Origin of the sequence: Anaeromicropila populeti (assembly GCF_900112775.1) — a bacterium.
In the GTDB taxonomy this organism is placed as follows: domain Bacteria; phylum Bacillota; class Clostridia; order Lachnospirales; family Lachnospiraceae; genus Anaeromicropila_A; species Anaeromicropila_A populeti.
The window spans coordinates 87,105-106,107 of the sequence record NZ_FOYZ01000002.1 but is presented as its reverse complement, the minus strand read 5'-3'; the positions used below and the strand labels follow the sequence as shown (position 1 = coordinate 106,107).

General features: G+C 34.8%; 18 protein-coding genes and 2 pseudogenes. 2 read left to right on the top strand and 18 right to left on the bottom strand.

The genetic code is table 11. The annotated features are described in order from the left end of the window. Positions 1–33: 33 nt before the first annotated feature. The 6 genes from BM305_RS02610 to BM305_RS02585 all read right to left on the bottom strand — a co-directional run bounded on the left by BM305_RS02610 (position 34) and on the right by BM305_RS02585 (position 5,795). Positions 34–1,731, bottom strand: coding sequence for a glycosyl hydrolase family 18 protein (locus BM305_RS02610; RefSeq protein ID WP_092559142.1), 1,698 nt, complete (start codon positions 1,729–1,731; stop codon positions 34–36). Next, a complete protein-coding gene (locus BM305_RS02605) occupies positions 1,718–2,344 on the bottom strand; it encodes a hypothetical protein (protein ID WP_092559141.1) in 627 nt (208 codons plus the stop codon). The genes BM305_RS02610 and BM305_RS02605 overlap by 14 nt, the downstream gene beginning before the upstream one ends. Positions 2,345–2,535: 191 nt before the next feature. Next, positions 2,536–2,754 carry a hypothetical protein gene (locus tag BM305_RS02600; protein WP_092559140.1) on the bottom strand — a complete coding sequence of 73 codons (219 nt, stop codon included), beginning with the start codon at positions 2,752–2,754 and terminating at the stop codon, positions 2,536–2,538. Between the two features lie 100 nt (positions 2,755–2,854). Then, positions 2,855–3,778, bottom strand: a complete 924-nt coding sequence (locus tag BM305_RS02595) for a CpaB family protein (RefSeq protein ID WP_092559139.1) — start codon at positions 3,776–3,778, stop codon at positions 2,855–2,857. Positions 3,779–3,787: 9 nt separating this feature from the next. Then, on the bottom strand, positions 3,788–4,366 hold the full coding sequence (locus BM305_RS02590; protein WP_092559138.1) for a hypothetical protein: 579 nt from the start codon (positions 4,364–4,366) through the stop codon (positions 3,788–3,790). A gap of 55 nt (positions 4,367–4,421) precedes the next feature. Then, a complete protein-coding gene (locus BM305_RS02585; protein ID WP_177214509.1) occupies positions 4,422–5,795 on the bottom strand; it encodes a serine/threonine protein kinase in 1,374 nt (457 codons plus the stop codon). 274 nt (positions 5,796–6,069) lie between these two features. On the opposite strand from BM305_RS02585, the gene BM305_RS02580 reads away from it, so the two are divergent. Further along, on the top strand, positions 6,070–6,852 hold the full coding sequence (locus BM305_RS02580; protein WP_177214508.1) for an adaptor protein MecA: 783 nt from the start codon (positions 6,070–6,072) through the stop codon (positions 6,850–6,852). 186 nt (positions 6,853–7,038) lie between these two features. Here BM305_RS02580 and BM305_RS02575 read toward each other — a convergent pair whose 3' ends face one another. Next, entirely contained in the window at positions 7,039–7,206 is a 168-nt protein-coding gene (locus BM305_RS02575; RefSeq protein WP_092559136.1) for a DUF362 domain-containing protein, read from the bottom strand. A gap of 170 nt (positions 7,207–7,376) precedes the next feature. Here BM305_RS02575 and BM305_RS02570 point away from each other — a divergent pair, with 170 nt between their 5' ends. Further along, on the top strand, positions 7,377–7,580 hold the full coding sequence (locus tag BM305_RS02570; protein WP_092559135.1) for a DUF1858 domain-containing protein: 204 nt from the start codon (positions 7,377–7,379) through the stop codon (positions 7,578–7,580). A 68-nt stretch (positions 7,581–7,648) separates the two neighbouring features. On the opposite strand, the gene BM305_RS02565 is transcribed toward BM305_RS02570, so the two are convergent. The 11 genes and pseudogenes from BM305_RS02565 to BM305_RS02515 all read right to left on the bottom strand — a co-directional run bounded on the left by BM305_RS02565 (position 7,649) and on the right by BM305_RS02515 (position 18,915). Continuing rightward, positions 7,649–8,368: a MerR family transcriptional regulator gene (locus BM305_RS02565; RefSeq protein ID WP_092559134.1), complete on the bottom strand. Its 720-nt coding sequence runs from the start codon at positions 8,366–8,368 to the stop codon at positions 7,649–7,651. A gap of 176 nt (positions 8,369–8,544) precedes the next feature. Beyond that, positions 8,545–9,879 (bottom strand): replicative DNA helicase, encoded by a 1,335-nt coding sequence (gene dnaB, locus BM305_RS02560; protein ID WP_092559133.1) that lies wholly within the window; start codon positions 9,877–9,879, stop codon positions 8,545–8,547. 25 nt (positions 9,880–9,904) lie between these two features. Further along, positions 9,905–10,351 (bottom strand): 50S ribosomal protein L9, encoded by a 447-nt coding sequence (rplI, locus tag BM305_RS02555; protein WP_092559132.1) that lies wholly within the window; start codon positions 10,349–10,351, stop codon positions 9,905–9,907. After that, complete coding sequence (locus BM305_RS02550) at positions 10,352–12,403, bottom strand: DHH family phosphoesterase (RefSeq protein ID WP_092559131.1); 2,052 nt, start codon at positions 12,401–12,403, stop codon at positions 10,352–10,354. A gap of 75 nt (positions 12,404–12,478) precedes the next feature. Further along, on the bottom strand, positions 12,479–13,984 hold the full coding sequence (locus tag BM305_RS02545) for a methyl-accepting chemotaxis protein (protein ID WP_177214507.1): 1,506 nt from the start codon (positions 13,982–13,984) through the stop codon (positions 12,479–12,481). A gap of 171 nt (positions 13,985–14,155) precedes the next feature. After that, on the bottom strand, positions 14,156–16,309 hold the full coding sequence (locus BM305_RS02540) for a M56 family metallopeptidase (protein WP_177214506.1): 2,154 nt from the start codon (positions 16,307–16,309) through the stop codon (positions 14,156–14,158). A gap of 5 nt (positions 16,310–16,314) precedes the next feature. Then, positions 16,315–16,674: a BlaI/MecI/CopY family transcriptional regulator gene (locus BM305_RS02535; RefSeq protein WP_092559128.1), complete on the bottom strand. Its 360-nt coding sequence runs from the start codon at positions 16,672–16,674 to the stop codon at positions 16,315–16,317. A 438-nt stretch (positions 16,675–17,112) separates the two neighbouring features. Then, on the bottom strand, positions 17,113–17,367 hold the full coding sequence (locus BM305_RS02530; RefSeq protein WP_092559127.1) for a hypothetical protein: 255 nt from the start codon (positions 17,365–17,367) through the stop codon (positions 17,113–17,115). Between the two features lie 251 nt (positions 17,368–17,618). Further along, positions 17,619–17,918, bottom strand: a complete 300-nt coding sequence (locus BM305_RS02525; protein ID WP_092559126.1) for a hypothetical protein — start codon at positions 17,916–17,918, stop codon at positions 17,619–17,621. Further along, a pseudogene (locus BM305_RS19805) lies at positions 17,897–18,262 on the bottom strand (hypothetical protein); the annotation flags it as partial. The pseudogene BM305_RS19805 and the gene BM305_RS02525, both read right to left, overlap by 22 nt. A gap of 61 nt (positions 18,263–18,323) precedes the next feature. Further along, a pseudogene (locus tag BM305_RS02515) lies at positions 18,324–18,915 on the bottom strand (M15 family metallopeptidase). Positions 18,916–19,003: the final 88 nt, after the last annotated feature.

The following is a 19,003-nucleotide window of genomic DNA, read 5'->3' as shown; positions in this document are numbered from 1 at the left end:
CTATGAGTCAATACTTTTACTTATTCTTCCAGTTTAATTTACATACTTAATAATTACATTCCACACACTGTCTTTTTCCAGTCCAAGCTTCCACGCTGCAACACCTGCCACATCACTATTCTGAATTGCTTTCATCTTTAATTCAATGGACTTATCTTCCTCCAGCCATATACGCTTTTGTCCATCCTCTGCCTCATATTCTCCATAATACTGTCCTGTTTCACTTTGCCATACAGGCTCTACTCCATTAACCTCTAGATAAGCTAATCCCTGTTCCATTCCACAAGCCTCTGATGTAATCATGCCATCTTCACCTTCGGTCCACAACCTTGTATAAAAAGGAATTCCCATAATAATTCTTTCCTTTGGAACCTCTGCCAATGTATTCTCAATAGCACTCTCTACAAAACTGATTGATGATACGGAACCGCATTCCTCTGAAGAAGCATGATGCTCATCATATCCCATAATAATAACATAATCTACAATTTTTCCTTGCTCTTCCCTATCATAAAATTGTGTATAAGGAGCAGGCACATAAGTATCAACCGACAAAATGATTCCGTTGTTTCTGCATTTAATCGAAAGCTCTCTCAAAAACTGAATATAATCAATTGCTGAGTTTTCTGTAATACGCTCAAAATCAATATTTAATCCATCCAAATTATACTTAATTGCATAAGAAATCAGTTCATTGATAAGCTTTTCTCTTCTGGAAGTGTAGGACAAAAGTTCTTTCATATCAACTTCCTTATTGAAATCATCACATAATGCCCATACTTCTATATCCTCATTATGTGCACGTTCTACATACATCTCGCTGGCAATAGAAACAATTTCACCTTCATTGCTGCTGATAGAAAACCACGTTGGGGAAATTGTTGTTACCCCTTTTGTACTAGAGATAGCATTTAGCAAATTGTTATTTGCCTCCTGATTTGTCACCTGATGCCATACTAGATTTACTTTATAATCCTTTGATATGTGAGAATATTCTACCTCATGGTAGTCACTTACCGGCGTTTCATAATAAGCTGCTTTTACATATTTATTTTTAACATATCCCATGATACCATCTTTTGTGATAACCTTGCTAAAACCTTCCTTCACAAGACTGTCATTTTCTACATATGTTAAAACGTCTCCCACACCCAGCTGCTTTAAAATAGGACTTTTAATTGTCGCTTCTGTCCTTAACTGAGTCTTCTTTTTCACTTGTGTATATAAAAATTCTTCTCCCCATTTATAGTTAATCACCACCCGGGCAGGTTCTTCAAACACCTCATACTCTATATTTGAAAACATTCTTACATAATCCAATGCGATATACACCTGTTCACCAATTGTTTTTACAATCTGGTGAGTCAAAGATGCCTTGCTTTTATTCTCATAATAATCTTCACTTCCAACTTCCGTCTTAATTACCTCAGAAGATGTAGTGTAAATTAGCAAATTTTCATGTTCATCCCAGTAAAATCTTTTATTAAACTTATCCACCACTGTTTCATAGTCTATAAATGGTACACCATCTAAATAAAGACCTTGTTTTTCATAAACTTCATCTTGCAATACAACCAAAATGCTGTCCTTCTCTACTGGATAGTACTCATTTAAATCCATAACTTCTTTGCTTGGTATTAATTTTTTCACTAAAAATATGCCTGCAACAATAAGAATCAGTGTTATCGCAAAGCAAGACCCCAAAACTAATGGTTTTCTATTCTTTCTCATCCTTCGTTCCTCCTATTTTAATTTCACGAAACAGCAGAACCACCAGATAAATGAAATAGGAAGATAATAAAGTAAATAAAGTAATCCAGATAAAACCTACTTCCTGCCTTTTTGCTCCCGCTTCATCAATAATAATGCTCGATATATTATATTTATCTCTCACTTCTTCTGCCGATAATTGATAGTCCTCTGCTACCATCTCGAACAATTTCTCATCTTCTTTTAATCTACCGATTAAATTATAATCCTTTAACTCTTCTTTGGCATTTCCACTCTCATCTACTGACTTATCATTTGGAATAAATACAAAAAACTTTGTTTCATCAAATTCAGCAACATAGCAATTGTATACTATTTTTCCATCCTTGTCCATTTTATAATATCCTGAAAAGTCTAACGACTGCTGTTCTAACTTAATATAGCTAATATCATCATAATATGCCTTTTCAATCTGCTTATCACTTTTTACTGTTTTAATTTCAAATGGATTTAATACGATTCCTGAAATTAGAAGTAAAACCGTACCAATTATTAAACAGCATGTAGCTACTAGTTCAACAGCTCTTCTTAGTGTAATATGCCTAACCTTAATTCCGATATTATACTTCATCATACACCCATAAGATTGCAACAATTAAATTGTTCTTCTTCCAATAAATTTACAAGCTCTTCTCATTATATCACTAAGTTTTTATTTTGTACAAGAAAAACGTAAAAATATAGAGAGTTCACCAATTAGAACCCTCTATATTTACTACAATTGCATAAAAATTCAGACTATAAGCTACTAACATAGAGGGCTTTTCATTTTTTATGATTTGTTTTTATCTCGTGAAAACTTAGCTCAATAATCTTTCCTTTATCATCTGTCACATAATCTGACATATAATCTGCTTTTTCTTTAATTATCTGCTTATGTACTTTTTGCTCTGCTTCATATTCTACTCCATTTATAGTAACCGGAAGCCCCTTATCATTTGCAGCTTCAATAAAATTTAAAACCCACTCATTCTTCTTGTCCATCGAAATTACTCCTTATATTTTGCTAGAAGGTGCATAGAACCGAAAAAGATAATTTGATCATATTATTGTGAGACAATACATCATATATTCCAGCTGCTACTTAGTCAAAATACAAATACTCCGAATTTACATTTTGTTCTTCCATCACCTCATCACCCGTATTATCATCTCTGATTTCATCAGATTCTAAAGAATTTTCCTCTTCATTTAGAAGTGAACTTTCAAAATTTTCTACTAAATATCGTAATTCAAATGTCTCTGTATCTTGAAGCAGTATAAGAATATTAGGATCTTCCTTCAATATCTTTTCAACCACTTCATTAACAGGATAATTGATCCTAGCAGCCTCCTGTTGAAAATCTGTATACTGGATGGCATACAGATAAGTTCCCTTCTGATTTAAAATATCAAACCCTGCACTGGACAAACGTAACAGCTCTTCTTCATTTAGTTCAAACCAAAGTGAGCTTTCGACACTTTCCAGTCCACTTTTAGCCTCTTGATTTGTTTCGCTCATTTGCTTTTTGGGAGACAGATCTAGAATTTTCTTTTTGGATAGTACTACAAAATCAGCTCCATTAGGAAATGAAATACGAATATCAACATAATCTCCTGTCTTTAATTTTTCTGTATAACTTATCCAGGTAACCTGGTGGAGTCTTAAATCTTCAGATGGCTTGTCAGCATCATAAAAAAACTCTTTTAATAACAAGGTATCCTTTTCTAAAGATATTCTGGCGGCTTTTCCAATAAGGTTATTAACAGAAATCTCTTCCATATAGCAGCTTCCTTCCTCCATCTCCTTCCTATAAATGTCCTGTTCCTTTAATTCTTCACCTGGAAGAAGCTTTCTAGCCAATAGACACACAGTTACCTTACTGACAGACTTTTCTTCCCTTTCTTGCCTCTCAGAGCAGGTTCTAAAAATATATAACATAATAATGCTAAGAGGAATTCCCAGTAAAGCACCACCCACAAGACCTGCCCGAATCAGCCACTTCTTTCTCTTTCTCAGACTTGTCATATAACCTCCTTACAAAAGTAAATAATACAACCTGCTCATTTCCTTTGATATAATAAATGGGTCTGTAATAACAGGTACAGGCTGAAGCAAAACTCCCTTTTCTAATATAAGTTCATGTACTATTTCCTTACCTGACAAGTTGACCATAAAATTCCAACCCTTCTTTTCTTGAATTTCTTTAAATGCCTCCATGAAATGCTCTAGATTGTCTCTTTTCCATTCTACAAGATTGCACATTACAATTTTTTGGTTGCACCTTAAAAATTCATCTTTTAATAAAGTTTCCATACTTCCCAGATCCAGAATAAAACTGTCATAATTTTCATTAAACAGAGAAGGCAGACTTTTTTGAGAAACATTTTTATAAAAACAAATAGAATGAAACAAGAAATATTCATCTGTTACTTTAACCTTTTCATCTTTGCTTAATTCCATCTGTATTTTCAAAAAATCATTGTGCTTATTTACTTCCACAACTGCTATTTTTAAGCCACAGACCTGACTAAGAAATACAGCCATATTTACGCTAAACAACGTAACACCTGCACCCCGATGAGTTCCAGTTACACCTATTACTTTTTTAGTCATACCATTAAAATATTTTCTTCAACCCATCACTCCTCGTAACAAATAAATAGACTTTTTAGAAGCTCTGGCATATATTATCCAGAAACTCTATTACTTCTGGTGGCATTTTTTGTTGAAATGGATTTGCCACAAAGGGCATTAGAAAACAACGACTATTTTTTTTACTTCTAGAATAACGGTGAAAACCGTCTTTATCAGAATAATTTACAACAAAAACAATATTTTTATAATTAAAAAGCTTATTTACCCATGGTGTGGCATACATCAGTTCCCACTCTTTTATTCCAATAACTAGAACCATCCATGTGTTCGCCTTGTACGCAATAAAATTATCGCTAGTTAGTTCTCCATAATCTTTTACTTGATAAAAGTATTTTTGAGAGTACTGACTTGAATTTTCTTTACTTTCCTCCCCTATTGGGCAATTCTTATAAAAACAAGTTCCGTCTTTAATCAGAATATCTGCACCTGCATTCCAACAGCTTGCTAATATCTTATGCTCATTACATTCAAGACAAATTGCTCCCAGTTCACTTTCTTGCAGATAATTCGTTAAAAGAAACGAAAAATGCGTTGTCCCAATGCGCCTCTGTGTACCGGCCACGGCAATTGTTACTGGCATATTTGAATCGGTTTGATTAAATTTTTTTTGTTCCTTTAGATGTGTAAGTGCCCATTTCAAATGCTCGATTGATTGATATCGTCTTGACGGATCATTTCGCAAGCATCTTTCCATGATAATTTCTAATTTGCTTTGAAATAGCCTCCTTCTTTCTAAATATTTAGACAATAACTCTGGATTATATGATTTACCTGTCTTTAAAAAGAACAATAACACGCCAATACTATAGATGTCACTTCTTTCATCAATAAAAAATTTGCCTTCATATTGTTCTGGTGCTGCATAACCTGCTGTACCAAGTGATAATTTCATATTATCTCTTCTCGTCCTATATGTTGCTGTTCCAAAATCCACCAGCTTAATTTTTCCCCTGCAAATTATAATATTATCTGGCTTCAAATCCAAATATAGTATACCTTCTTCAAAATGATGTAAATACTGAATTACATCACATATTTGTAAAACATATGATTTAATACTATTTTCCCGAAGAAATCCATGATTTATCCGAAATGCTTTTAATGACTGCCCTTCCAAAAACTCCTCAATAATATACGAATATAATTCATCTGTTTCCACATCATATATTATAGGAATATGGGAGTGCTTTAGACGCTTTAGAACATCAATTTCATTCATAATCTGTTCATAAGCCTGGTGTGACTTAGAGATTCTTTTTATTGCACGCTTACATTGTAATACTATATGTTCTGCTAAAAACACATCTGCCGTACCTCCGTGACCTATTTCACAAATAATACGGTACTTTTGAAACCAAACATTCTCTAACGTAGTTGCTCCTTTCAAAAAATTTTCAAATATGCCATATCCAAATTATAACGATAACGTCCAATATATGCAATATTTTTTTTGTTGTATTAATTACCAATTTTTTAATAATTCTTTGTTACATTTTTACACACTTTCCCCCATCAAAAAAATTAGTAATTTTTACTATTTATTATAGTGTATCCAACGAAAACTAATTGACTTTATCTATTTTTTAAATTATACTTTGTATACGAAAGAGTGTTGAGATTGTATTCAATAGAGAAATGAAACATCGGAAGGATGTGATTAAGTGAAAATCGAAAAAGTAAGTGATAATCAAATTCGCTGTACCCTAAGTAAAGATGATTTAGTGGATAGACAACTTCGCATAAGTGAGTTAGCTTATGGAACGGAAAAGGCAAAAGCTCTATTTCGTGAAATGATGCAGCAGGCTTCCTCAGAATTTGGCTTTGAAGCAGATGACATACCTTTAATGATTGAAGCTATCCCGATTTCTTCAGATTGCTTAATATTAGTAATTACAAAAGTGGAAGATCCCGATGAATTAGATACCAGATTTTCTAAGTTTTCACCTGATCAAGTTGATGAGGAGAACGAAACAGAAGTTTCATCCGAAGCCTATGCAGATGAAATAATTAACTGTTTTGACCAGCTAAATGACCTTTTAGATGAGCAGAATGAAGGGAAGAATGAAGAGGAAGACAGCATTTCATTTTCAACTGTTCCAACAGAGGAAGAGGAAAAAGAACCAGTGAAAAAGGAAGTTTCTATTAAAACTGATTTGACAAAAGTATTTTCATTCCACAGTTTAAATGAAATAAGTACGTTGGCAATTCATTTATCCTCTTTTTATCATGGGGTAAATCATGTATACAAAAATCCTGTCAATGGATTATATTACTTAAGCATAAATAAATCAGAGCATAGCCCAGAAGAGTTTAATAAAATTTGTAATATTACTTCTGAATATGGTAAATCAGAACGTACTACTTATGCAACTAGTGAATATTTTAATGAGCATTTTGAATTAATTATTAAGGATAAGGCAATTCAAGTTCTTGCCACCCTTTAACTCTTACTAATATGAAAAGAGAGTACATGTAGTGACCTATTACTTCATGTACTCTCTTTATATTTATTCTTTAAAGCAGATATATCCTATCATATAAAAAGTTGCATTCGTCAACACGCGTAAGATGACAAATGCAACTCTTATTTTTATTTTTCAAGACCTTTTGTATTCAATCTTATTTTCAAATTATCCTTCGATAGAACCTGTTGGACATGTAGCAGCACAAGAACCGCAATCAATACAAGCACTTTCATCGATAACATATTTACCATCGCCTTCTGAAATTGCTCCTACTGGACATTCTGGTGCACATGCTCCACAGCTGATGCATCCATCATTAATTGTATATGCCATAATATTTATCCTCCTTTTTTATGATAATACTATTTTAATATATTGATAAAAATAATACAAGTACTATCTATGATGTTTCACAATAAATACAAATTAATTCCTTGACGGCACAATAGTGGTGACATATAATATATACAATTGTTAAAGCTAATACAAAAGGAGGTAACACTATGGCTCAGATAACAAAAAATATGACGATTGCAGAAATTATTAAAATTAACCAAGACTTAATACCAGTGCTTATGGAAGCAGGAATGCATTGTATTGGATGTCCTTCCGCTCAGGGTGAATCTTTAGAAGAAGCTTGCATGGTTCATGGGATTGATCCAGACGCGCTTTTGAATGCCTTAAATCAGAAACTTAATGAAGCATAATTTTAATGTCATTTATATGATAATACCCTTAAGAGTTCTTTTGTTCTCCTAAGGGTATTATTGTACTTTTATACGGCATCACTTTTTTTCTTTTTTGAAAAAAAGCCTTTCTTTTTCTTTTTTTCCTTTTCTTCTGTTGCAGCAACTTCTCTTCTGGATTTTTGCCTGGAACGAATTGCTTCATCAAGCTTCTTAAAGCGCTCTTCTTCCCGTTCCTCTTTCATACGCATCATATAATCCATTTCTTTCAAAACACTTTCCGACACTACTGTACCCACAACCCCTGAAAGCTCTTTATTATTTTCGCGTAAAGCGTCCATAATTAACGTACTCATTATCACCTTAAACTGGGTCATTTTATCTTCTTCAGGAGGAAATAATTCCTCTTCTTTATGACTCAGCCCATTATAACATCTTTCATTTTCCTCTTCAAGGGCTTGTCCAACCTCTTCCAAGCATTCCTTTAAAACCTGCTCACTAGCTGTTTGTTCAAGAGTAAGTACTTGAGCATTTAATTCATCCTTTAACATTGACATACTTTTTTCATCAAGTTGTCCAATTTTTGAAATGTCCGATAAAACCATTTTTATGGCACGAAGTTGAAATCCCTGCTCTTTTAACAGCTTAATCCCCTTAAACATCTCAATATCCTGTTCACGATAATATCGATGCCCCATTTCATTTCTAGGTATCTTAATTCCCAATTCATCTTCCCAGTACCTTAAAACATGCGGTTCCACATCTATTTTTTTCGACGCATCTGAAATAATGTATCTAATTTGGCTCATGATACTCCTCCTAGTAAATGTAAATTTTTTCCACTTACTACATTATACCATAGCTTTTCTTGTTTTCAATACATTTTCCAAAATTATACATAAAAAATGTAGACATATATTTACCCTATTCCACACACCTGACTCATTTATGACAGCATATCCAGTAAGGATAAGAAAAACGAAACCTACCTGTTTCGTTCTAGGTTTGCAAATTTAGTAAATTGAGACAGCCAAGCAAGCTTTACTGTTCCAGTAGGACCATTTCTTTGCTTTCCAATAATAATTTCTGAAATACCTGCATCCTCTGAGTCATGATTATAATAATCATCACGATAAATAAACATTACTACGTCTGCATCCTGCTCAATAGCTCCAGATTCTCTCAAATCAGACAGCATAGGACGTTTATCTGGGCGCTGCTCCACCGCACGGCTTAGCTGAGAAAGTGCAATAACCGGTGCCTGTATTTCACGAGCTAACGCCTTTAAGGAACGGGATATTTCTGAAATCTCCTGCTGTCGTGATTCACTTTTTTTACTTCCTGACATCAATTGCAGGTAATCAATGATTACAATACCCAGATTCTTTTCCAGCTTAAATTTTCTGCATTTTGAACGCAGTTCAGCAATGGATATCCCTGGTGTATCATCTATTATTAAATTGGAACTACCAATCAGGTTTGCACTTTCAACCAGCTTTACCCAGTCATCATCCTGCAATTCCCCACTTCGAATTGCCTGGGAATCTACCTTAGAGTTCATAGATAAAATACGCTTTACTAATTGTTCCTTAGACATTTCCAAACTAAAAATTGCTGTTGTAACATTTAGCTTTAAAGCTACATATTCTGCTACATTAAGGACAAATGCCGTCTTTCCCATAGACGGTCTGGCAGCCACTAAGATTAAATCAGAAGGCTGTAACCCAGAGGTTTTATAGTCCAAATCGTAAAAGCCTGTTGCTATTCCTGTCACCGTCCCTTTATTACGGGATGCGGCCTCAATATTTTCAATTGCCTCTATTACAATTTCCTGAATACTAACAAAATCAGTAGAACCTCTATTTTGTACAATATCAAAAATCTGCTTCTCTGTGTCCTCAAGAATTTCTTCTACAGAGGCATTATTAATATAACATTGATTGGTAATCCCTTCTGTTACCTTAATCAATCGTCTTAAAACTGCTTTCTCTTTTACAATAGTTGCATAATGTTTTACATTTGCAGACGTAGGAACTGCTGTTACAAGTTCACGAATAAAATCTATACTACATAACTCGGGGGGCACATTTTTTTCCTTCAATTTATTCTGCAACGTAATCAAATCAACTGGTTTACCTTCACTATTCAGCTCCAGCATTGCTTCAAACAAAACTGCATACTGCTTCTGATAAAAATCTTCCTCTGTTATGATTTCAGAAGCGGTAATAATAGCATCCCTGTCCATAATCATAGAACCAATCACTGATTGTTCCGCCTCACTGCTGTGAGGGAGAATACGTTTAATTAGTGCCTCATCCATATCTTTCACCTTTTCTGCTTTTTATCTATAATTCCTGTACTTTTACTGTTAATTCCCCCGTAACCTTTGGGTGCAGTTTTACCTGTACAATGTAATTTCCAATTGCCTTAATGGGATCAGCTAAATGCATCTTCTTTTTGTCAATATCATAATTTAACTGTTCCTTAGCAGCCTGTGCAATTTCCTTCGTAGAAATAGAACCGAATGTTTTCCCCCCATTTCCAGCCTTTAAGCTGACCACTACAACCTTGTCCTTCATTTCAGCTGCAAATGCCTTTGCTTCTTCTAAAATTTCCTGTGCCTTCTTTTCTTCATTTGCCTTCTTTAACTTTAAATCATTCAGATTTTTAGCTGTTGCTTCTATTCCTAACTTTTTAGGCAAAATAAAATTTCTGGCATATCCATCATTTACCGTAACCTTCTGCCCCTTTTTTCCTAATGCCTTTACATCTTCTAATAAAATAATCTCCATCTATAATTCTCCTTCCATTGCCATTTTGTGAAGTGTTTCTTTAATAATATCTTTTGCCATTTCTATTGTGCAGTTTTCCAACTGAGCACCTGCTACACTCATATGGCCGCCCCCTCCCAGTCGTTCCATAATAATTTGAACATTAACCTCATCAATTGAGCGGGCGCTAATAAATATTTTTCCTCCAAATTCTGTTAGAACAAAAGACGCTTTAATATTATTTATGTTTAGCAGCTCATTGGCAACTTGTGCTCCTAATACCATAGGGCTTTCCTGTCCCTGGGCATTACATTCCGTTACTGCAAACACATTTTGAAAAACCTGTACGTTTTTAATTGCATTTGCCCTTATCTGATATTCTGTCATATCACTGCGGAAAATCTTACGTATTTTCGTAATATCTGCACCGTTTCTCCTTAAATAGGCTGCTGCTTCAAAGGTTCTGACACCTGTTTTTGTCTGATAATTATTTGTATCAATAATAATACCTGAATACATAGCATCTGCTTCTACTGGACGAAGACGCAGACCTTCACCAATATATTGCAGGATTTCTGCTACCATCTCACAGGTAGATGAAGCATACGGTTCAATGTAAGATAGAACGGCATTTTCAATCACCTCTCCACTTTGCCGGTGATGATCCAGTACTACTATTGTACGAGTCTGCTCTAATAGTTCTGGACATTCCGTATAACTGGGTTTATTCACATCCACCACTACCAACAGTGTATTGCTGTCTACTAATGATCTGGCTTCCTGACCGCTAATAATCATGTCCTCATCATATTCTGTATTATCCTTAAAGCGTTCCATAACTGGACGGACAGACTTTGTAACATTATTTACAACTATATTAGCCTTTTTCCCAAGTGTTTTAGCAATTCTCCAAATACCAACAGAAGCACCAAATGAATCCACATCTCCAATGCTATGACCCATGATTACAACCCGATCTCTTGACTCTACCAGCTCCTTTAAAGCATGTGCTTTTACACGAGCCTTTACACGAGTTGTCTTTTGCATTTGGACACTCTTTCCTCCATAATAAAGAATTTTCTCGCCTTCCTTTACCACAGCCTGATCACCACCGCGCCCCAGCGCTAAATCAATAGCCACTCTGGCAAATTCATAGCCTCTTAGGTAACTGTCTGCATTCACTCCCAGTCCCATACTAATTGTAACTGGAATCTCATTACCTATATTAATTGCTTTTACTTCATCTAAAATGGAAAATCTGCTGTTCTGAAGCTCTGCCAAATGCTTTTGCTTAAAAATAACAATATATTTGTCTTTCTCCAGCTTTTTAGTAATAGCATCAATGCTCTGCATATATTTGTTTACTTTACGGTCTATTAGAGCCACTAACAGGGAACGTCTGACTTCGTCAATGCTTTCCAGTGCCTCTTCGTAATTATCAATGTACACTAACCCTACAATCAGCCTTTGTTCTCTGTTTTCTTTAATATATCCAACAATCTCCGTTTCATCAAAAAGGTACATAGCGATTAGTGTGTTCTCTACCTCCTCATCGGTTTCTGCCATATTAGCTGAAAATTGTTCCAGATCTTCAATTACAATTTTACGCATTACAACCTTATAATTTTTCTCGTTCAGCTGAATATGAACCTCACTGTCTAGTTCGTCACCAGGAAGACTTTCTTTATCAATACCTGGCAAAAAATGAAAAATGTTTTTCTTCGTTCCCTTTTCATTTCCTACCAGATATGCAAATTCATCATTTACCCACAGCAAATGTCCTTCTGTGTCTAATACCCCAAAAGGAAGCGCCATTTCCTTAATAAGCTGCTTCTGTACCTGCCCATAATTAGAAGCAAAGCGGACTAAATCTCCTAAAATTGCCTTATGCTTATATGCATAGATAGAGAATGAAATCAAGATATATACTATTACATATATAAACATGATAATACCTGCCTCTGTGCTAACACCAAAAATACTAATGTCCATGCACAGCAATAAAATGGTCAGCAAAAATGGCCATCTTAAGTATGAATTTAAAGAACTTGTTAGCTTAATCTTCGATTTCATTTCTTAACTCCTTAATATCCTTTGTTACGTTAACCTTTATTATACCAAAGATTGCATCTATTGAAAAGTTTTATTTTACTTCATGCAATTGATGTCTACGCATAATACATACCTCTGCCCTGTTTTTAGTGTAAATACTTTTGCAAAGGTTTTACAAAGGTTTCCTGTCGCTCCAGATATATACCGAAAAGAATCATATACCGCTCCATTCAGCCGTAAGCCCTTCATAAAATATTTTTTATTTGAATGATCCTGTCCTGGCAATGCTGGTGTAAACTCTCCAAGCACAGACTGATCAATTTTTGGATTCATTACCGTTTCACTGATCTGTAACCCGTTTTCGCCAATGATATAAATACACTCAATCATATCCTGCTTCTCTATTACTTTTTCCAGTGTCTTATTAAATTCTTCTTCCCTTTCCAGCCTTCCAGCCAGCTTAGCAATTACACCCTCCGCATACTGTTTTATATGTTTTTCGTCTTGTATTCTCATATTTTCCTGCCCACTGAGAATAAAATACTCCAGCATTTTCTTTAACTCACTGGTTTGCTCTAGAAGTTCTGTACTGTTGCTGGCATTTTCTTCAGCAAACGCGGCATTATTTTGAACAAGTGCTGATATTTGCTCTACAATGTCCACCATTTTCTTCAGAGAACTCTCTTGTTCTTTCGTAGACGCTACAATAGACTCGCTTTCCTGGGTTGCCTTTTCAACCTCACTTTTAATATTTTGAAAGTTCCAGGCAGTCTTTTGTACGATTCTTTCACTTTCTGCTACCCGGTCCAGACTTTCCCCTACTAGTGCAGTGGTCTGATTCACTGCATCTGTGGTCTGGATTGCCAGTTTCCCAATTTCACTAGCAACAACTGCAAAGCCTTTTCCTGCTTCCCCCGCCCTTGCTGCTTCAATGGAGGCATTCAAAGAAAGTAGTTCGGTCTGACTTGATATAGCATTAATTAACTCAATAATATTTTTAATATTTTGAGATGCCGTTGTAACCTCCCCCATTGAACGTAACATGTCTTCTACATACAATGTACCTTCCACTGATTCTGCTTTTGCTTTCGATATATACTCTGCCACCAGTTTTGTACGCTGAGCATTTTCTGCCACATTATTGGATATATGATGAATTGCTTCTGAGAGGTCGCTGATCCCTTTCGCCTGCTGTTCTGCATGTTCTGCTACCTCATTAGACTCCTTTGCTGCAAGTTCACAGACCATCTGAATCTTGTCAGCTAGTGTCCCAACCTTTTCAAATGTCGTATTCAGCGAGAAAATAATTTTCTTTAAAGCATTCTTTATCGATATAAAGTCCCCCTGAAAATTAGTTTCTTTTGATACTTTTACAGACAAATCCCCTACTGATAAATGAGAAAGCACTCTGGATACTTCACTAATATAGCAGTCTAAATATTGAGAAATAGTGGTAATATGCTCTGCCAGCTGGGATAGTTCTCCTTCTTTCATTTCATCCATATGTATTTCTAGATTTCCCTTTGCCATATCCTGTGTATAGTCTAACATTCTGTTATACTCTGCAATCAATTCTTCCAATCTTCTTTTATTCTGAAACATTGTATGGTCACATCCTTTACTGTTCATAATGCATTATATACTTTCTTTCAAAAAAATAAGCACAAAAAAAGGCCAAAAGTTGTAAAATCTCCCTTGACCTTAATAAATGTTATTATAACACGACTATTTCTTTTTATCAAAACTTTTTTCGTCTTGACATCCTCAAAGTAATTACTTTTCAAAATAGAATCCTATTACAAGCCACTTGTCACCTGAATATTTTAATTGAACATCCAGATAAGTATAGGAGTCTTCCCCGTCTGTCATATATTCATATTGTATTTCAGCCTGTTCATCAGATGCAGAATACCACTTTGCTATTAGATGGGTAAGTTTCTCATATATGTTTGTGGTAACTCCTTTACTCTGATATACTTTATTGCCACTGTAATCGGCATCAGCAGCAAGATATTGATCAATTGTATCTTTATCGCCTGAAAAGTAAGCTTTCACAAAATTGTCTGCTGTCTTCTTTAGAAGCTCTCCGTTTTCTGTATTAAGGTACTGTAATATTTCTTCCTCTGCATAATCTTCTACACTGTCACTTTCAACCATGTCAGCACTGACAATTGTATTATCTTCCAGAGGCTGAGTAAATTTAATGGAAGAAATAACCGATTCAAGTATACTTACATTTTCTGTGCTTTTCTCTGTTGGATATGTGTAATTGAACTGATGAGAAGCATAACCTATGATAGTCTCATACTGCGTCATAATATATTCTTTATCCTCCTGAGTATAAGAAAATACAAGTTTAATCGCATCATGCCCATCTATTGTTGTTTTTATTAAATCTGTTATCTTAATATCCCTATAGCTGTCAGATAAAAGTGTTTTATAATCCTCTTTTGTGCGCTCGAATTCAGTTAGCCACGAAGGACCCTTGGAGTACTTAAAAATAGGCAAATCTTCTGAATCAGTGCTATAAAAATTTACGTAATGTATGTCCTCTGTTGGGTTATCTTTTATTGTCCAATCACTTGGATAATCAAATTTTATATCATCACTAGAATAACTGCTAACTATTAGTGCTAAAGGTGTTGGCGACGGTGATACAGCATTTTCACTAGTATATTTCCATGAAGAAAGGTAGTCATAACTCGCTTCGTAATAATCACCATCAATAATCAAGTAGTTATTTCCTCTATTACACACACTATGGCGAGTTCCATCTGCTAACGTGATATAAAAAGTTATTGACTTTCCCACTAGCTCTTTAGGATTTTTTATGTATTTACCACTGCTTTCATTAATAAGCGTAATTATATCGTCAAATTCTGCTTTTTCTAGGCGACGTTTATTAATATTTCCCTTATATTTCCATTCAACAAGGTCTATTTCTACAACGTCACTAATGCTTAACTTCTTTGCCCACTGCATGGATGCTCTTTTAGTATGTGGATTTGCTACCAATCCAGTTACCACAATAATAACTGCAATAAATGTAACACTTACTCCCCAGAAAGCAGGCTTCTTATAATTCATCACATTTTTAATTCTGCCCTTTATATCTCCCTCACAAAATGCAAGTGGCACCCCCGAAATTACTTTTCTTCCCGTTGCAAGACCCAGCAGCAGCTCAGAGTAGTCGCCGCGAATGTCGGTATCCATGTGTTTCATAACACTTTCATCACAGGACATTTCCATATCGTTACTTAAAAATATAAAAGCTGCCCATACCAGTGGATTAAACCAATGAATAACAACGCTTACAAATGCCAGTATTTTTACTATATGGTCAAACCTCCGAATATGGGTCTGTTCATGCCAAATAGTATATCTTTGTTCCTGTTCGGACAAGGTGGACGGCAGATAAATTTTCGGACGTATTACGCCTATCACAAAAGGTGAATTAATATGATCCGCAAGATAAATGTTACCGTGCAGCTTTCCTGCACCTATGAGCTTCCACCGCAATCGCAGCAAAGAAATGAAACTATATAGTAACAGAACAGTAATTCCTATTAGCCAAATAATCGTCCCTATCGTTATCCATTCTTGCAGGGGTTTAACACCAGCAGACGACACCTGCTCAGGCAGCACTAAATTATTTGTATTACTAATGGTAGTAATCCCGCTATTAACCTGCGTTATTTTAGAATAATTAGTATCTATTGGTAATGCTATGGAGTCTTCCGGAATAAGACTCCATAGACTAGTAAAGGAAAAAGGACACATAAGCCGGAATAGCACTACACTCCAAAGCATATAGGAAAATAACTTTGGTGCTTTTTTAATCAGCAGTCTCATAATGATTACAAAAACAATTACGTAACTGGCAGTATAACTCATATTAAGTATTTGTAGAAAGACTTTTCCTGCCATACTCATTACCTCCTGTTCCGATTAATGATCTGCTGAAGCTCGCTGATTTCTTTCGCAGACAATTTCTTCCGCATCGTGAATGCTGCTAAAAACTTTGGAAGAGAACCATCGAAGGTTTCTTTAACAAACATTTCGCTTTGCAATGCATGAAATGCTTGCTTGGAAAGGATCGATGATACGATTCCATCTTTATTTTGAAAAATCTTACGCTGACATAGCCGGCGCAGCATTGTATAAGTAGTAGATTTTTTCCACCCCAGCTCATTGTCGCATAACTTCACCAAATCTCCAGATGGTATTGGCTCGTGATTCCATATCAGCTCTGCAAACTTTGATTCCATAACTCCCAGTTTATAATCTATCATTTTTATTAACCTCCTTGGTTTAATACCATTAAACCCAATTATCAGTTTAACAGCATTAAACCAAATTGTCAATACATGACTTTTCCAGTATCTATACGTCTTTTTCAGCTTTTGAAACAAAGTATGTGCTCCGCACACTTTGCCGCGCCTCAGGATTGCGGTTGTCCTTTTGACACATTATTCAACATGTAACAGCTACTTTCACTTTATATGCTACTTATATATACAGTTTATACATGACCATCTTTCTTCTCTGAAACTTCTGTAAATTCAATAACTAATCCAGTGTATACGTCATTAAAGCGATATTATCATTCTTGCTTTCATCATGCCTCTTCTTATTTCAAAGCATAATATAATAACACTTCCTAACTATCACTAAATTGCATCTTCTTTTATCTCATTCCATCAATGTTGTCAAAAACCGTGTAATCTTTATTAACATTCATCAATTGGTAATAATCCATTTTCCATATTAAAATAACCATATTTGTTACCGTCACCGTTATCATTTTCACCTATGTAAGCATGCACTGCATTTCCATATACATGAATACGCCGACCTTCGTCCTCCCATGTAAGATATTTTGCATCTTGACTACTTATATATGCTCTCTTATCTGTTTCTGTCCCTTTACCATCACCATCTGTGTATACCAGAACTTCTTCTTCTCCAGTATTTTCAACACTCATGCTTCCATTTTGAGGGTGATAAATATCTTTTTGCTCGTTTTTCCTAAATAATCCTTCTGCTTTTCTCTTTAAACTTCTTTCAATATAATCTTCATCAATAGTACTGTTCTTATAGTATGCTTTTAATTTTTCACGCCCAATCTTTCCTTTATAATCAACATGTCACTGAGATATGTGAAAGGTACAGTTATCAATTTTACTCCGTTTATAATCACATCCAAACCTAACATATTTAGATTTCCTTTAAATGACTAAAAATTAGAACTAGGATTGTTCAATAATAATTCATTGGCTTTTTCATCAGATTTCAAATCACTATTTTGAAATATTTCTAACAAAGCTGAAAAACATTTATTATTATGATAATAATAATCTTCCCAATTCATTTCCTTGTAAGTAACTCTTAATTTAGAACTGTAATCTTCATACAACTCTCCTAAGCCTGAATTATAAAATATTTTTTTCCATATATCCGTTGAGGGAACTAAGAGCTTTCCACAAGATAATATATCAGCTATTTGAGAAATAGCTATATTTTGATTTGTATCCATTTCATTTCTCCTTGTAATAATTTTTTATTTAATTGTATCATCTTAAAATGTTTTAAAGCATTTGTTATGGCTTTCTCTTTATCTGGTGGGCATTGTGGCACTCGTGCATCCTCTGATTTTGGAAGATTATAATTTGTACCCACCTCTAAACCCAATTTTCGTTTAACCTATGAAATATACAGACTTGATACTTTCATACTATGATTTTTCAGAACATAATCTTTTATTTCCTCATAAGTAGCTTTACTTTCAGCACTAGTAATATCAAGCTCGTCAAGGTCTAAGTCGATTTCTATTCTATCATCAGGATTTTTTCTGGACAAACAAACAACCGTCTCAACATGCCTTGAGTAGACAATAATGATGTCGTAAGAAGCTAGTAACTCCTTGGCGGAAAGATGAGTGTCATTTTTGCATATCTATATATTCTTCTAAACAGATTCCTTGAGAATATATCTCGCGTGCCGCTTGCTTTCCAACATATCTATAATGCCATGGTTCATTGATAATACCAGTTATTTCTATCTTATCAGTGGGATAACGTTTTATGAATCCATATTTATATCCATTTTCTGCAAGCCAAGCATACACATCATCACTAGAACTATTCGTAGTATCAGCATTTATGTCAACTGCTATACCTAACTGATGTTCACTTGTTCCCGGAATAGCTACCCACTGTTCTGCAAGTTTTCTTGCTTCTGATTTTGAATGCCCTTCACTTTGATATGCCTTTATTTTTTCATCCAATAATTGTTGCTGCTTTTCCTGTGTTCTATAGCCAGCAGCAACATATGGATATACGCCATCCGACCTTGCAGCGTCAAACATTGCTTGTAAGTCTGGATAAATTCTGGAATCAACTTTTTCCCCATTTGACAATTCTGTTAAGTCCATCTCATAATGTTCTGGTATATAGTTTTTTTTGATTGACCAGAATCAGGTTCCAGCTATAATCATAACTATCCGTTTTATGCTCCACCCCTATACTATCCATAAATGGCAATGGAAATTCTGGAATAGAAATTAAGTTGCTTTTCAGCAGTACATATGCAAAAACAAGAAGGAGAGGAATTGTAAATATC

Bases quoted from the DNA above. Each gene is read 5' to 3' on its own strand.
- BM305_RS02550 (WP_092559131.1), bottom strand. From the start codon at position 12,403: ATGAAATCGAAGATTAAGCTAACAAGTTCTTTAAATTCATACTTAAGA.
- BM305_RS02610 (WP_092559142.1), bottom strand. From the start codon at position 1,731: ATGAGAAAGAATAGAAAACCATTAGTTTTGGGGTCTTGCTTTGCGATA.
- dnaB (WP_092559133.1), bottom strand. From the start codon at position 9,879: ATGGATGAGGCACTAATTAAACGTATTCTCCCTCACAGCAGTGAGGCG.
- rplI (WP_092559132.1), bottom strand. From the start codon at position 10,351: ATGGAGATTATTTTATTAGAAGATGTAAAGGCATTAGGAAAAAAGGGG.
- BM305_RS02535 (WP_092559128.1), bottom strand. From the start codon at position 16,674: ATGATAGATTATAAACTGGGAGTTATGGAATCAAAGTTTGCAGAGCTG.
- BM305_RS02575 (WP_092559136.1), bottom strand. From the start codon at position 7,206: ATGGCATATACAATTAATGATGGATGCATCAGCTGTGGAGCATGTGCA.
- BM305_RS02570 (WP_092559135.1), top strand. From the start codon at position 7,377: ATGGCTCAGATAACAAAAAATATGACGATTGCAGAAATTATTAAAATT.
- BM305_RS02595 (WP_092559139.1), bottom strand. From the start codon at position 3,778: ATGACAAGTCTGAGAAAGAGAAAGAAGTGGCTGATTCGGGCAGGTCTT.
- BM305_RS02600 (WP_092559140.1), bottom strand. From the start codon at position 2,754: ATGGACAAGAAGAATGAGTGGGTTTTAAATTTTATTGAAGCTGCAAAT.
- BM305_RS02530 (WP_092559127.1), bottom strand. From the start codon at position 17,367: ATGAGTGTTGAAAATACTGGAGAAGAAGAAGTTCTGGTATACACAGAT.
- BM305_RS02525 (WP_092559126.1), bottom strand. From the start codon at position 17,918: ATGGATACAAATCAAAATATAGCTATTTCTCAAATAGCTGATATATTA.
- BM305_RS02605 (WP_092559141.1), bottom strand. From the start codon at position 2,344: ATGATGAAGTATAATATCGGAATTAAGGTTAGGCATATTACACTAAGA.
- BM305_RS02540 (WP_177214506.1), bottom strand. From the start codon at position 16,309: ATGGCAGGAAAAGTCTTTCTACAAATACTTAATATGAGTTATACTGCC.
- BM305_RS02545 (WP_177214507.1), bottom strand. From the start codon at position 13,984: ATGTTTCAGAATAAAAGAAGATTGGAAGAATTGATTGCAGAGTATAAC.
- BM305_RS02590 (WP_092559138.1), bottom strand. From the start codon at position 4,366: ATGACTAAAAAAGTAATAGGTGTAACTGGAACTCATCGGGGTGCAGGT.
- BM305_RS02565 (WP_092559134.1), bottom strand. From the start codon at position 8,368: ATGAGCCAAATTAGATACATTATTTCAGATGCGTCGAAAAAAATAGAT.